Consider the following 13,115-nt stretch of genomic DNA (forward strand, 5'->3'; position numbering starts at 1 on the left):
CGCATGTCTGTCGATCTGGAAAGACCACATAATGACCAAGTCCCCTTCGGCCAAGAACACGGCCTCCAGTACCCAACCATCCGCATCAATCCATCCTTTCAAACGCGCCCGTGTCGCGCGTCAATTGCTCGCGATGCTGGGTGATGCTGAAACGGTGACACTGTTCCATCGCAACGATGAGGGCAAACGCGAGGGCATCGTCACCAAGCCAATTGCCGATTTTGCAGCAGCGATCCATGAGGCTCGCCACTTGGCCGGCGATCACCACGTGTTTGCCGAGATCACCGGCATCCGGTTTGCCTACCGCTACGAGGCCGACGCTCGCAAAGATTCAGCCGACCTCTTGCCTTCGTATGCCATCAACGGCCCGAACGGGATCATTCATCTGGTCTACCTGACGACAACGGACGATAACCCGTTGCGTGGTATCCAGCCTGCTTTCGACGATGGCTACATGGACGAACACGACGATCCCGACGCCTATGCGGAATTCGATGTGCCGCTTCTCTATGGTGACTATCAACTGCACCATATGTCGGAAGCCATCCTTGAAGCTGGAGAGCCGTTTGAAATCTACACCGTCAAGGAGGTCTTGAATGCGTTCATCCTTGGAGATGGTGGTGACGACGATCCAAGCGGGTTGAGTGCAGACGCAATTCCGTCGATCGACAGCGAGCCGACAGAGACCCGCTATGATGTCGAGTTCTACGGCGAGTGGAACCCGGTAACCCGCAACGTCGAAGTTTCGATCTGCAAGCCACGGCCCAAAAAGTGGAATGGAAAAATGACTGCCTCGATCCAGTCGAAGGACTGGATTCCGTGGTCACCCGGCGTGAAAAAACCGAAGACGATCGAGGTGTTGAGTAACGAATGGTTCGACGCCTACCGAGTCGGCGATGATAAAGACGATGGCGCGTTCTTCCCAGGTGAACTGAGTGGGGCTCAAAAACTCGTTCCGAACGTCAAGTCACTTTACATGGCGTGGGTGGATGTCGACAACGGCGCGCTGTACGAGGAAACCAAGCGGCTGGCGTTCAAGACGGGGCTTTTCTTCATCCTTCACGCCTCGCACAATTTCGGTTCGACACAGGTCCCAATCCATCACCAGAAATATGGCGACTGGTGCACTAAGAAGGGTGGCAAAGCGAAAGGCTACGATCCGAACGAACCTACTGTTGAGGCCTTCAAAGAATACCTCCGGGAAAAGTCCCTGTATCTTCCACGTGTGATCGACGGCATCACGAGTGTGATACTCGATCAGATTGATGGTGGATGGTATGTTCTTGCCGAGACGATCCCGATCGAAAAACATCGGATTGGCTTCGTCCTCGACAAGCCCGTCCTTCGCAAAAACTATCTGGGGCGCGACAAGGAATTGATCGCGGAATGGGGCGAAAAGCTTCGTGGCCTTGGCTTGCTCGTCGGCGTCAACGTCGATGAAAGCACCTTGGAACTTAACCGTGGTTTCTACCGCCCCAGCGCCCGCGAGAATGCCACTCCGCCGAAGATCGTGATTAACCGCGCGGGTGCTTCCGTCAAATGGGAAGAGCTTGAACGGGCGCGTAAGAAGGCCAGCGACCCGTTCGAAGCCACTGCCGAGGCGATGGGTGGCAGCGAGTCAATCATCACGCCCGGTGGTGTCAATCTGAAACGTTGGGCAGATCGGAATGGCGAGGACCGGGCCGACTATTTCGACATCGTCAAGGCCTTCAATAAGAGCCCCATTCGTGATGAGGTTCTATTCAAGGATGAGGGCAACGAACATCTGACTGTCCAATGCCCCCTCGGTAGGCATTTGCCATCGAAGGGAAAGGAATTCGATCCCGGCTGCTTCGTCGCCAGTATGGGCAACTACCGATCAGAAATGCACTTTCAGTGCTCGCACGAGACGTGCAAGCCGCTGGGTGGCAAAGACCGGCTAAAGATGCTTTGCGAGGCGATTAAGCTCGGTTGGATTGACGAGTCGACGCTCTACGATCCGGAATACGACTTGATGTCCGATCGGGAAGCGACCGGCGATGGTCAAGTAGGCCTAGACGCCCTGATAGAAAAAGCCCGTACCGAAAAGGATGCGAGCGGCGCGCCATCGATCACGACCATGGAAGCACTCATGAATTGCTTGGCGCGGCAGAAGAGCCGCGTCCCGATCTATGAACGCATCAAAGGGTTGAAGATCGTTGGAGGTCTGACCGACTTCAAAAAGGAGGTCGAAGCCCGCGCCAAGAACAACGCGCGTGAGGCGGAGGCTAAGAAGCGTTTGAAGGATGGCGAGGGGATGCCCGGCGAGGATCGGCACTATCCCTTGTTGATCGATGGCATTCGCGCAATGAACGAAGTGCTCGCCCTTGTGCAACGCGGCTCCGGCGTCGTGTTCTACCAGAAGCGCGAAACTGACGAACCTTGGCTTTCGGTCGAAGCCGCGGACATAGTCTTCCGCCCGTGGACCTACGGCAAAGAGTTCGAGAAGCTATTCCCCGAATGGTTAGATTCCACCTATCGCGACCACCGCACGGAAATCGTGTTCAAGCCCTATGTTCACGGGACGAAGGACCTCACGCCTAAAAACCATCTGAACCTCTATCGAGGTCTCGCTCTGGAACCGGTCGAAGGCGACTGCATGGATTACTATCGCCATGTCTTTCACATCATCTGCGGCGGCAACATGCGTTTCTTCAAATATGTCATAACGTGGTTGGCGCAGATGATGCAGCAGCCGGATAAGAAGCCGGGCACGGCACTGGTCCTGCGAGGTTTGAAGGGCATCGGCAAGGGCATCTTCGTCGATGCGTTGCGTCCTATCTTGGGCCGTCACAGTGTCAAGGTGAGCGACCCGAAGCAGCTTACGGGCAATTTCAACGGGCACATGGACGCCAAGATTCTGGCAATCGCCGAGGAGGCATTCTTCGGAGGAGACCGCAAGGTCGATAGCATCGTGAAGGACATGATCACCAGCGATCGGATGATGCTGGAACGCAAGTTCATGGACGCCACTGAAATCGACGACTATCGCCGGTTCATCTTCTTGTCGAATGCCGAGAACGTCGTCCGCGCCACACCAGATGAACGTCGCTATGCAGTGACGCTTGTTCCACCGGAGCAGATGCACAACCGGGCCTATTGGGATCACTTCGTGGCGCGCATCGCAGACGGTGAACTCCCGGCTGAATTAGCATATGATCTCCTCCACATTGACCTCGACAGGCTCGACGTGGACCTGCGCACCCCGCCTCGCACCGCCGCTCTGATGGATCAAATCCTGACGAATCAAAGCGCCGAAGATCAGTGGTTGCGCGGCGTCCTGACGAGCGGGACCTTCCTTGACGCGGACGGAGTCAGCCTGATCACTGAGCCTAAGAAGCTGGAAGGTTGGAGGACAGCACCACTCACCATTGCCAAGGATACCATCTACGAGAGCTATCGCGCCGAGGTCGGCACCTACTATGGTAAGGAGGTCTCAGCGGAGAAGATCGGCAAATACCTTCTTGGGATGTTCAAGGAGACCGAGGATGGGGATTCGCTTGTCGGGATCGAAGGGAACGGCGTTACTGGCCGCACCTACATTCTGCCGTCTCTGCCGGACCTCCGCGCGTTCTACGAGGATCACCACCTACCGTTGAACCATAGGACGGTCGATAACGAGGCCGATTTCATCCGGCTGGTTAAGCCCCAGGTCGCCATGTACCCAAAGAAGCCGGAGACGCAAAACAAGGACGCGATGGGCGCTTACAGGATCGAGTGCGCGGCATTCGAAATGGAGCGCGTCGAGGTGAGGGCGGAGGCGGACGAGTTCATTCGCAAGACGCTCGGGCTGAACAGCGGGAGTGCAAGGTGATGGTCACCGCCGCAGCAAATGGTGCATTCGTTCACGGCTCACCAGAGTCCAAGATTCCAAGGAGTCCATGTAGATTTCGAGTCTCTAGGACTTCTAAAAAAAATAAGTCTCTCTTCTCCCTTCTCAAACGAGGGAGGATAACCGCAATCAGTTTTTTTATGGTTCGTACTAGAGTTGAAAAGTACTTGGACTCCTTGGAATCTTGGACTCTGAAGGGCTCTGAACTCAACCCTGCAAGCGCACGCCTCAGTCACCGTGAGGTCGAGTGCAGAAGCAGACCGCGATAGCCAAGTGCGATGGTGACGACTAACCGACCACGCCAGCCCATGGCCACGACCTCGATGACCTCACAAGCTCCCCTGTTGAGCGCAGATCGACCGCCCGCCTCAATTACCTTCGATACTGTGTGAAGAGCGGTTCGGTGACAGACACCTACGTGTCCAACATGTCCCACTCATCGCCCATTACCCAACGCAGTGCCGACAGTTTGCCATTTAGCATGCCCCATTCGAAGTTCGTCCAAGGGCCGAGTTTGTCGGTGCCGATCTCTTTCTCGGTCCTGCGCGCAGAGTCTTGGGCGATGCGCCAAGTGCCAGCGGTGATCATGTTGTGGCGGTCGCTTGGCTCAGCTACCGACCACTCCTCATTCGTGACGATCTTCTCGGTGCCGCGCTCGATCCCGATGCGCAAGTTCTGATGGCGGTTGTACCAAACTTGCCTTTCCATCAGGCGTTCGGCCTCAAGAATTTCCGATAGACCGCGCGGCGTATCGGTCCAATTGAACTCCGCGTCGATCTCTTCGAGTAAACCCGGCTCGAACCCGTTCAGTGCGTCGACAAGTGATGTCCAGTAGACGGACCTCTTGCCGTCAAATATGGGGGCGAGGTCCAGGTGGGGCCTTCGACGGTCCCCTGCCTCCTCGCTAAAGTCCTTAGTGTTATGGGTCACGAAATGGAACGTGTCGTACTGACCACCATTCCGGACGACCTGCGCAAAACATTCGAGGATAGCGGCGTCGCCAGCACTATTGCGCTGGCGATGGTATGGCGCGACCGCCGCCAGCGCCCTTTCTGCGACACGCTGTTTGATGGCGTTCGTGATCCGCATGCGGCGGCCTCCAGCGAGCAGAGTCTCGATCCACTGCACGGATTCCGTAACGGCCCCGTTGGTGACGACGATCTTGTGGTCCACTTCACTCAAATTTTTCAATGTGCCCGCTTTGGTGGCATCGTTGCCGAACTTGTCAACGGCCTCGCGAACGAGCCGGAAATGGGATTGTAAGCTGCGCCGCGCGTCACCGGCCACACGCTCCTTGTTGCGGGAGAACTCATCCCTGACGATGTCTGGCACGATCAGTTCGAGTCCGGGATGGCGGGCGCTTTCGCGCATCGCTCGGATGACGGGCTGCTGCCGCCAATCCTTCGCAAGATCCAGCCATACCGAAGTGTCTACTAGAAGCCACAGTGTCATTGGAATCTCTCTCTCCTGCCAACAACCTAGACGCAGCCGCACGGGGACGGAACCGCACCGAGACAGGATACCTCAAATGAGGGGAGGTGTACGCCGCCCTCGGTCAATCAGCGAGCATCGGCCGCCTCTAATCTCAGCCGTTGGCGAAGCCGGACTGCGCTGATATGAATCGCGCATGGATTTGGTAGCCTTCTTGCAAACGAATTGGGCCGTTGTGATGCAAGCCCCCTGGGTGTTCGTCACGTTTGCGGCGCTGTTCGGTGGTGGCGGTTTTCTGCTTGGTCGCTATTGGCTAAGTGAACGCGTTGCCAATCTAGAAAGCCGCCTCACCAGACGCGACGAAGAAAACGCCTCTCTTCGATCCAAGCAGGTTGTGCCTGCCGAGCCGTCGCGCGAAAACCTCGTGTCTCAGCGAGTGGCTTTTGTGCAGGATTTGACCCGACTCTACATGCTTTCCCATGACGGTATCAGCCCCGAAATGATGGCAGGTTTCGCGCTCCCACCAGTGGGGTGGCTAAATGAGCAGCTAGAGAGCCAGGGGAAGGCTTGGAGAGTGCGCAACGTCATTGGTCGGAACTTCGAGATCGTTGAACTGTCATCCGTTTAAATTTGCCAGCCTCGTCGTCTAGCAGAGTCTCCTCCAGACGGTCGCGGAAGCTACAGGGAAGCCGGCGCGCCGTGGGTCCATTGGAACACAACGGGCGGGTGAAAACGTATCTCGAAATCGACGGCCGCTATCATTAGTGCCTCGTTTGCGGGCCAACCTCGATATAGCGGCCGATCGATCGCAGGTACTCGATGATCTCCGCTATGAGGTGGTCGCGTTTGCCGTAGGTTTCGTCAATCAACCGCAACTGTGGTTGGATGGCCTCGCATTGTGCTGGCGGCAGATCAGCATCGCCAAACACATATCCAAAATGGCCGACTGCGCAGATGTTGCAACCAAGATCGACAACGGATTGCACAAAGGCGGGAATGTCTTTTTCCTGCATAGTCCTATTCGTCCTCATCCTCACCTCACCCTCCAAATCGCGCGCCCGGATAAAAAATTGACATAAAAAATTCGACCCGGAAACTGTTTGCGTCGATCGCGGGCGGGCGACTATCCATAACCACGTGGTTATAAGTGTATCATATATACCACATGTGGTAAATAGATCACAGCGCGGGGTTTACCCTGATTGGTTAGGTAAACGCTGGCCAATCGATCTGGGCACCTCGCATTCTGCACTCAACCACCCTCTAAAACCCCGGAACTCCGCCCTCTACAGTGTCCACAAATGTTTACTTTAATGGCACATTCCGATTGACCGTACCCTTCGCGTACACTAAGGTCTGTCTCTAAATGTCTTAGACAGAAGGGTACGGGTATGGGTGCACTGGTTGGTTATTGCAGAGTCTCAAGCCGATCGCAGGACTACCAGACGCAGGTGGACCGACTGACAGCCGCAGGCGCGACCAAGATATTCAAAGAGAAGCTCTCCGGTCTGGACGATGATCGGCCGGAACTGGCGCGCTGCCTCGAATACGTACGTGATGGTGATACCCTTGTCATCACGAAGCTCGATAGACTGGCGCGCTCGACGCTACATCTGCACAGGATCGCGGACGAACTGGAGCGGAAGGGTGTAGCCTTCAAGGTGCTGGACGATCCCAGCCTTGACACCACCACACGCACAGGACGCTTGGTCTTCTCCATCCTTGCCAGCATCGCGACCTTTGAGACCGAGCTACGGAAAGAACGGCAGATGGAGGGCATTGCCAAGGCGCGCGCCAAAGGCATCACGGGCGGACGGCCGAAGCGGCTGGACGATGCCACAGAGGCCCGTGTGGCGGCTCTGAGGGCTGACAACGTATCGATCCGCGCCATTGCCAAAGAGATCGGGTTCTCCAAGGCCACGGTGCAGAAGATCATTGCCAAGCAGGCAGGCGAGGCAGAGGCAAAGGCCGCATAGCCATCACGTCATCACCATCCACGACAAGGCCCGGCAATCGTCCGGGCCTTTTGCTGTCCCGGCTTGTGGTCGAAGTGGTTGAGTGAAGAGCCCGACGCCGACCCGACAGGTAGGGGGTGGGTGGGGCCTCTTTTTCTTCACGATATTCAGCGTCGTGAACCTCTCAGAATGCGAGTAGAGGCTCACTGGCCAGTATAGGGGTGGGGTAGGTGGCGGGCACCTACTGTGCCCATCTGCGCGGAGTCTGAATCTGCACAGGGTTTAGTTTCTGCACTCAACCCTGTGGCCTGCAATTCCAGCCAACACCAAACCTCCTCGGCTGGCCAATAGCATTGATTGGTTGAGTGCAGACCAAGTCATGCAGAGATCAGGTTGGTTAATCGCACCACCATTCCATATATCTACGGCACCACCCACTATTTTTGGGCCGCTGTCAAGCTTTTCTTGACAGAACGTATTGTTGTCTGTACCATCAGCATACTCAGGGACCTTGGCCATAGTGGTACTATGCGCCTCTCGGCTGGTAGCCGCTGCGTCTCGATCCCCCAATTATGAGAACCACATTGTCTACGTGCAAAAATTCTATGCGCCCAAACGGCAGCATCAATAAGAGCATCACGCTCCCGGATCATTTGATTGACTACATTGACGCGCTGGCGCTGAGAGACCTCGTGCCATTCACAGCGGCACTGCGACTTATTGTCCAGCGGGACTTTATTACAAGCGGCGGCAAAGTGGAGTCTTTCGTATGACTATCGGCAAAGAAGGCGTCAGCCACAATAGATTTGTGGTGTCCATCACGAACTCGCAGTTAAAGTTCGTCAACCGCCAAGCCGCGGTCACCGGGCTTGGTCGCGCGCACGTGGTGAGAACCGCTTTAGCCCTATTGGAAGTCCAGATTGCACGCGCCGAAGCGATCGAAAGGGATCGTGCCCGCAACGAATCCGCGTGCTGAGCATGACCCACTCCGGAACCTATGAATGGATCAGGTACCTGGCCGTGAGCGGGACCCTCGACAGAATCGATGATGCTGCGGAGTCGGCCGGCCTGACACGCGGGGAATATCTCCAGAAGGCGCTGGAACATGCGCTCAACGACAGCGAGGAGGCGATCAATGGATATCGTCCCGACTGACCTCCTCGAATATCGCCGGCTAGTGATCCCGGCAAATACCCTCCTTGTCGAGAGAATTGACGCTGCTGCAAGGGCTGCCGGGCAGCGAAGAGACCAGTGGGTAAAGAAGGCCATCATCAGACAATTGAATCTGGCCGCCATGCCGGCGGACTCCGAAACGAAAAAGGACCAATCGCCATGATCAACCAAGCACAAACCGCATTTCTAAATCAGCGCGGCCTGACCGAAGAGACGTTGGTATCGGCCGATCCCGTCATCCGACTCCAGGTCGCCAATCTTGGTGACGTGGAAGACGCACCGGAGCCGGTCATTGAATTGAATTCTCTCCAGCGAGAGTACCTCGGCGATAGACAATTGTCGGAAATCACCGACTTGGATCGGAAGAATCTCGAATGGCTCAGCACTCTTAAGCCGAACACCGAAGAGCCTGCCGAACCAACCGCGCCGGAAAGCAAGCCTCACATCAATCTCCCGCCCAAGCTCGACGGCGCTGCCCTCTGGGCTAATGCCCACCCCGACATGCGCCTTGCTGTTTATGAGGCCTTTGGGCGGTGGTCCAAGAATTCGGCGCGGGCTTCCGAGGCGGACACGCTACTGGTCACACCGTGGTTGAAATGACATCGCTCTGCCTGCGCATCCCGACAGCGCCGATCGAGCACCCACGTCCGACCCCAATGACCATCAACCCGGCAACGCCCCGCGCCCCGATGCGGAACGTACCGAAGAATAAGCGAAACGTGTGCTGCGCCTTGGACCACCCCGCCGAGGCGCGGCTTACACGAGGCGGCCGTAGTGTCCTTCGGCCGCCCACCGATCCCAGAGCGCCCCATCAGGCACGCTCGGGGTAAAGCCGGGCCAGTTTTAGCCGCCCCCTCACGGCCCATACTGGCTCGGCTCCTACCAAACCTACCACAATGGTTGCGGAGCAACCCTCGCCACTCCCGACAGACCAGACCGTCAACGCCTCCAGAGCGCCGGGAGTTACTATGTCCAATTGTGCTTCGAACGACCGCAGCCGCGAACGCTCCGTCCAGCATAATACGTTCAACCTGAACATTCGTGATTTCGACACATTCAAAGGGTCGAAGCAACAGACCCAGCGGCAAATACTTTGCTCAATGCGTCGCGCCGAGATGAGGGCCTGATCATGCTGCTACGCGTTGAATCATGGCTTACCACAGGTGCCGATCACAGTTGCTTGCGCCGCACTCTTGCACCGGCAATGCAGATCAATGAAGACGGTATGACGCCGCTGTCGGTCGATTGGGATCGTGGCTTTTTCACTGTCGTGGTTTCCGCTCTCGACGGCGATGCCTTCGTGGCGATTAGCTCTTTCGATAATGTCGATGCCGAGATGGCCGGTCACCTACTCCTCGCCGGCCAAACGGCAAGATTCCGGGTGCTGGGCGGTAGCGTTTGGGTGAAGGAATTTAACTCTGGCGGACGAGCCTGAAGGCCCCGCACTCTCTCGCATAAGTTCGACCGATAGTGCGAAGCCGTTTGACCACAGAATCCGTGGTATGCTAGATTCTGTTTTGTATGGTGGAGCCGGAACATTTGCGTCCCGGCCCCGTGTCACCCTAACGGTGACTGCCGGGTTGGGCCGTCGCGAGCGGCTTTCCCCGGGAAGTGATTAAACTATATGGGCGGCATCATAGCCTCCTTGGTTTTGTCATAGATTGCAGCGGGTGATGTTTGGCGACGTGCCCGCTGCAATTGCTCGCCCCTTTCCGAATCTCTGGCCAAGGGTTTCTCAAAATACCTAGTGCCGATTTTACCTGCAAACACTAATTATAGTAGTAACAGAGGATTTAATCGAGTTCGAGAATCCTCCCTTTCTAAATCCAAGGCAAACGATCCCAACGCTTCCGCCGGCCTCTTAAACAGGCGGGAATGCGGTTCAAAACGCACATATTCCGGGAAAAAGGCCGGCCTCGAAACTTTCCGGTCGCACTCTCAACAGGAGTGTATTGACATAAAAGACGACTCGTTTCCTACCGTCAAGGATTCGTTTGCGTAGCTTTTATGACCCCAACATCTTGTGTGTCAGACATGTGGATGACGGGGATAGAATATGACCGCCGCGCAATCTTCCACTTATGAAGTGCTCTGCGACCGGTCGCTGGCTGCTGCGCTCAATCCTCAGACACCTCATCCACCTCGTCGCCTCCACCCCTGACAGGCGGCAGTTTTATCTTCTTCAACGCGGCCAGCTTGGTAGACAGTTCGGGGTGATAATACTTAGCCGCCTCGGTTGACGGCGCGTGGCCTTGGAGCTTGTCAACCATACGGTCCTGTATTCCAACGTCGTCCGCATGTGTTTTGAACCAGTGCCGTAGGCCATGGTTCGGGTCTATCCGCTTATCGTTGAAACCATTCTCACGTATCCAAGTCCCCAGCCTGTTTGATACGCCCTTCGACGCGTGTTTCTTCTCCCGGTCACCGGACGACTTGCCGTAGAACAGGGGTCCATCGCCACGCGCTTGCACGAATTCGAGGAAACCGTCTTCGATCAACTGCGGATGCAGCGGGACCGTTCGTTCCGAGACATCTTCCTTGATGCTGCCTGCATCTGGCGCGGCTTTGATGTCCAGATAATGGATGCCGTCTGCTTTCTTGACGAAGCTACCCCATAACTGCGCGACCTCACTGATGCGCGATCCGGTCTGAGCGGCAAGCCAAGGCAACCAACGCAAAGCCGGATGCGTCTCCTTGCGCGACAACGTCAGCAATCGAGCAACTTCGTCATTGGTGTATCCGATGCGTTGCGTCGATCCCTTGGACCCGCCCTTGCCGCCCGATACCTTGACACCGGTGCCGGGGTTGGTTGCCACAAGCCTGTTTGTCACTCCGTAGTTGAACACCGTGCGAATGCAGGCGAGGTAGCTGGCATTGATCGTCTTCGCAGTCTTCCCGGATTCGACCAGATCGTCCTTCCATTTGATGAGGTCTTCCGGCGTGATCGAGCCCGCGTCATCCGCTTTGTCGGGCAATGCTGCCTTCAGCGATTTTATGATGCCGCGCCATGTCGATAGGGTGCTGGCACTCGGCTTCGTCTCCACCTTCCATTTGTCGAACAGGGCGTCCAGCGACACAGGCGGCAAGGTTGGTGTGGTTGAGGCCCGGTCAGCCTCCGGTGTCGTCAGGTGGTCATCCAGATCACCGGACAGGCTGTTTTGCAGAGCGGCGATCTCGGCACGTGCCAGCGTCAACGCGAGTGCTACATGTGCCTTGCGCTCTAGACCGGGCTGGCGCTCCTCGGCAAGGGCCAGCAGTTCGCCCATGTCGCCCGTATCGACCATGCGCTTGAGATCGGCGATGCGTGCCTTGGCCTTCTCACGAATGATGTAACCCACGGCTCTATCGAGATCGCCATCCGCCACCAGCTTGTCGAAATAATTGAACTCGTCAGGAAAGGTCGGCAACTGCTCCTCGGTTTTACCTCGCCAGAAGTCTTCCGAATTTGCGAGCGATGCCTCGTAGAGATCGGCGCGTGCTGTCAGTTGACGTTCTGCAATCTCGCGACCGTACTGCCTGCCGAGATCGGCGAAGGACTGAGGCGTCGGTGCCGGCACCTGCGCCGGCTGGGTTTCTGTCGCTGCTTTGATTTTGGCCCGGTGCTGGTCGAAGTCGCGCTCGATTTCAGCGACCTTGTCATGGACCCGGCGTCCCGCTTCGCGCTGATCTTTGGTCTTGAGCGACCTTCGAACGTTCTTCTTCCCGAAGCTTTCGGCAATATCGGAAGGCACGCGGACGTTGGCGTAATACGTCTCGTCGATCAGAATCAGATGCTTAGGAATAGCCATGCCTTCAACCCCGAAGATGGACTGTCTGTGTGACAGTCTGTGTGACAGTTTGGGGGAGAAAACCCTTTAGAATCGCTACCTTGCGGAAAATCAACCACTTAAGGGGTTGATGGTGCCCAGAAGAGGACTCGAACCTCCACTCCTTGCGGAACACGGACCTGAACCGTGCGCGTCTACCAATTCCGCCATCTGGGCTGGTGCGCGCTCATTAAGCGGGCGAGGGATGAGTGTCAACGCGCTTTTTTGAAAGCCGCGTTCCTTCTCCGGCTCAATGCTCCAGCACTTCCTTCGACGCCACCGTGGAATCGGCGTTGAGCGTGTAGATGATCGGCACACCGGTGCCGAGCTCGAGCTTGACGATCTCCTCGCCCGATTTGCCGTCCAGCGCCATGATCAGCGCGCGCAGCGAATTGCCGTGCGCCGCCACCAGCACGGTGCCGCCGCGCAGCACATGCGGTTGCAGATCGTGCAGGTAATAGGGCCAGACGCGCGCGCCGGTGTCCTTCAGGCTTTCACCGCCGGGCGGCGGCACGTCATAGGAGCGGCGCCAGACATGCACCTGCTCCTCGCCCCATTTCTTGCGCGCATCATCCTTGTTGAGGCCGGAGAGATCGCCATAGTCGCGCTCGTTCAGCGCCTGGTCGCGAATGGTCTCGAGGTCGCTCTGGCCAACGGCGTCGAGAATATGCTGGCAGGTCTTCTGCGCCCGGATCAGCGACGACGTGAAGGCGATGTCGAACTTCATGCCGCGCGCCCTGAGCTTGGCGCCGGCCGACTTGGCCTCGGCATGGCCCAGTTCGGTCAGGTCGACGTCGCGCCAGCCGGTAAATAGGTTCTTCAGGTTCCATTCGCTCTGGCCGTGGCGCACGAGCACGAGAGTTCTCGACATATTTGCTCCTTCAAATCTTGTGGATCAGC

At 56.9% G+C, this 13,115-nt stretch carries 12 protein-coding genes and 1 tRNA gene; 8 read left to right on the top strand and 5 right to left on the bottom strand.

The features are described from left to right. The first annotated feature begins 31 nt into the window (after nt 1-31). Nucleotides 32-3,832, top strand: a complete 3,801-nt coding sequence (locus NKH41_RS12165; RefSeq protein WP_352932665.1) for a DUF5906 domain-containing protein — start codon at nt 32-34, stop codon at nt 3,830-3,832. A 432-nt stretch (nt 3,833-4,264) separates the two neighbouring features. Here NKH41_RS12165 and NKH41_RS12170 read toward each other — a convergent pair whose 3' ends face one another. After that, nucleotides 4,265-5,302 carry a PIN domain-containing protein gene (locus NKH41_RS12170; protein WP_352932668.1) on the bottom strand — a complete coding sequence of 346 codons (1,038 nt, stop codon included), beginning with the start codon at nt 5,300-5,302 and terminating at the stop codon, nt 4,265-4,267. 175 nt (nt 5,303-5,477) lie between these two features. On the opposite strand from NKH41_RS12170, the gene NKH41_RS12175 reads away from it, so the two are divergent. Beyond that, on the top strand, nt 5,478-5,909 hold the full coding sequence (locus tag NKH41_RS12175) for a hypothetical protein (protein ID WP_352932670.1): 432 nt from the start codon (nt 5,478-5,480) through the stop codon (nt 5,907-5,909). A 133-nt stretch (nt 5,910-6,042) separates the two neighbouring features. Here the strand turns inward: NKH41_RS12175 and NKH41_RS12180 are convergent, their stop codons facing one another. Continuing rightward, complete coding sequence (locus NKH41_RS12180; RefSeq protein ID WP_352932673.1) at nt 6,043-6,294, bottom strand: Y4lK-related protein; 252 nt, start codon at nt 6,292-6,294, stop codon at nt 6,043-6,045. Nucleotides 6,295-6,672: 378 nt separating this feature from the next. Between NKH41_RS12180 and NKH41_RS12185 the strand changes: the two genes are divergently transcribed. The 6 genes from NKH41_RS12185 (at nt 6,673) to NKH41_RS12210 (ending at nt 9,844) form a co-directional block, all read left to right on the top strand. After that, nucleotides 6,673-7,257 (top strand): recombinase family protein, encoded by a 585-nt coding sequence (locus tag NKH41_RS12185; protein WP_352932676.1) that lies wholly within the window; start codon nt 6,673-6,675, stop codon nt 7,255-7,257. 748 nt (nt 7,258-8,005) lie between these two features. Continuing rightward, complete coding sequence (locus tag NKH41_RS12190; protein WP_352932679.1) at nt 8,006-8,212, top strand: hypothetical protein; 207 nt, start codon at nt 8,006-8,008, stop codon at nt 8,210-8,212. Next, nucleotides 8,206-8,391: a hypothetical protein gene (locus NKH41_RS12195; RefSeq protein WP_352932681.1), complete on the top strand. Its 186-nt coding sequence runs from the start codon at nt 8,206-8,208 to the stop codon at nt 8,389-8,391. The genes NKH41_RS12190 and NKH41_RS12195 overlap by 7 nt, the downstream gene beginning before the upstream one ends. Continuing rightward, entirely contained in the window at nt 8,372-8,572 is a 201-nt protein-coding gene (locus NKH41_RS12200) for a hypothetical protein (protein WP_352932684.1), read from the top strand. The genes NKH41_RS12195 and NKH41_RS12200 overlap by 20 nt, the downstream gene beginning before the upstream one ends. Then, nucleotides 8,569-9,009 carry a hypothetical protein gene (locus NKH41_RS12205; RefSeq protein WP_352932687.1) on the top strand — a complete coding sequence of 147 codons (441 nt, stop codon included), beginning with the start codon at nt 8,569-8,571 and terminating at the stop codon, nt 9,007-9,009. Before NKH41_RS12200 ends, NKH41_RS12205 begins: the two co-directional genes overlap by 4 nt. 529 nt (nt 9,010-9,538) lie before the next feature. Continuing rightward, on the top strand, nt 9,539-9,844 hold the full coding sequence (locus NKH41_RS12210; RefSeq protein WP_352932690.1) for a hypothetical protein: 306 nt from the start codon (nt 9,539-9,541) through the stop codon (nt 9,842-9,844). A gap of 682 nt (nt 9,845-10,526) precedes the next feature. On the opposite strand, the gene NKH41_RS12215 is transcribed toward NKH41_RS12210, so the two are convergent. The 3 genes from NKH41_RS12215 to NKH41_RS12225 all read right to left on the bottom strand — a co-directional run bounded on the left by NKH41_RS12215 (nt 10,527) and on the right by NKH41_RS12225 (nt 13,086). After that, a complete protein-coding gene (locus NKH41_RS12215) occupies nt 10,527-12,197 on the bottom strand; it encodes a DUF6538 domain-containing protein (RefSeq protein ID WP_352932693.1) in 1,671 nt (556 codons plus the stop codon). A gap of 110 nt (nt 12,198-12,307) precedes the next feature. After that, a tRNA-Leu gene (locus tag NKH41_RS12220) sits at nt 12,308-12,392 on the bottom strand. 73 nt (nt 12,393-12,465) lie between these two features. Then, a complete protein-coding gene (locus tag NKH41_RS12225) occupies nt 12,466-13,086 on the bottom strand; it encodes a 2,3-bisphosphoglycerate-dependent phosphoglycerate mutase (protein ID WP_352473555.1) in 621 nt (206 codons plus the stop codon). Nucleotides 13,087-13,115: the final 29 nt, after the last annotated feature.

It is taken from the genome of Mesorhizobium sp. M1169 (genome assembly GCF_040318345.1).
Classification (GTDB): Bacteria; Pseudomonadota; Alphaproteobacteria; order Rhizobiales; family Rhizobiaceae; genus Mesorhizobium.

Coding starts and splice junctions, on each gene's coding strand:
- NKH41_RS12185 (WP_352932676.1), top strand. CDS start 6,673: ATGGGTGCACTGGTTGGTTATTGCAGAGTCTCAAGCCGATCGCAGGAC.
- NKH41_RS12175 (WP_352932670.1), top strand. CDS start 5,478: ATGGATTTGGTAGCCTTCTTGCAAACGAATTGGGCCGTTGTGATGCAA.
- NKH41_RS12180 (WP_352932673.1), bottom strand. CDS start 6,294: ATGCAGGAAAAAGACATTCCCGCCTTTGTGCAATCCGTTGTCGATCTT.
- NKH41_RS12170 (WP_352932668.1), bottom strand. CDS start 5,302: ATGACACTGTGGCTTCTAGTAGACACTTCGGTATGGCTGGATCTTGCG.
- NKH41_RS12225 (WP_352473555.1), bottom strand. CDS start 13,086: ATGTCGAGAACTCTCGTGCTCGTGCGCCACGGCCAGAGCGAATGGAAC.
- NKH41_RS12165 (WP_352932665.1), top strand. CDS start 32: ATGACCAAGTCCCCTTCGGCCAAGAACACGGCCTCCAGTACCCAACCA.
- NKH41_RS12215 (WP_352932693.1), bottom strand. CDS start 12,197: ATGGCTATTCCTAAGCATCTGATTCTGATCGACGAGACGTATTACGCC.
- NKH41_RS12210 (WP_352932690.1), top strand. CDS start 9,539: ATGCTGCTACGCGTTGAATCATGGCTTACCACAGGTGCCGATCACAGT.
- NKH41_RS12190 (WP_352932679.1), top strand. CDS start 8,006: ATGACTATCGGCAAAGAAGGCGTCAGCCACAATAGATTTGTGGTGTCC.
- NKH41_RS12205 (WP_352932687.1), top strand. CDS start 8,569: ATGATCAACCAAGCACAAACCGCATTTCTAAATCAGCGCGGCCTGACC.
- NKH41_RS12200 (WP_352932684.1), top strand. CDS start 8,372: ATGGATATCGTCCCGACTGACCTCCTCGAATATCGCCGGCTAGTGATC.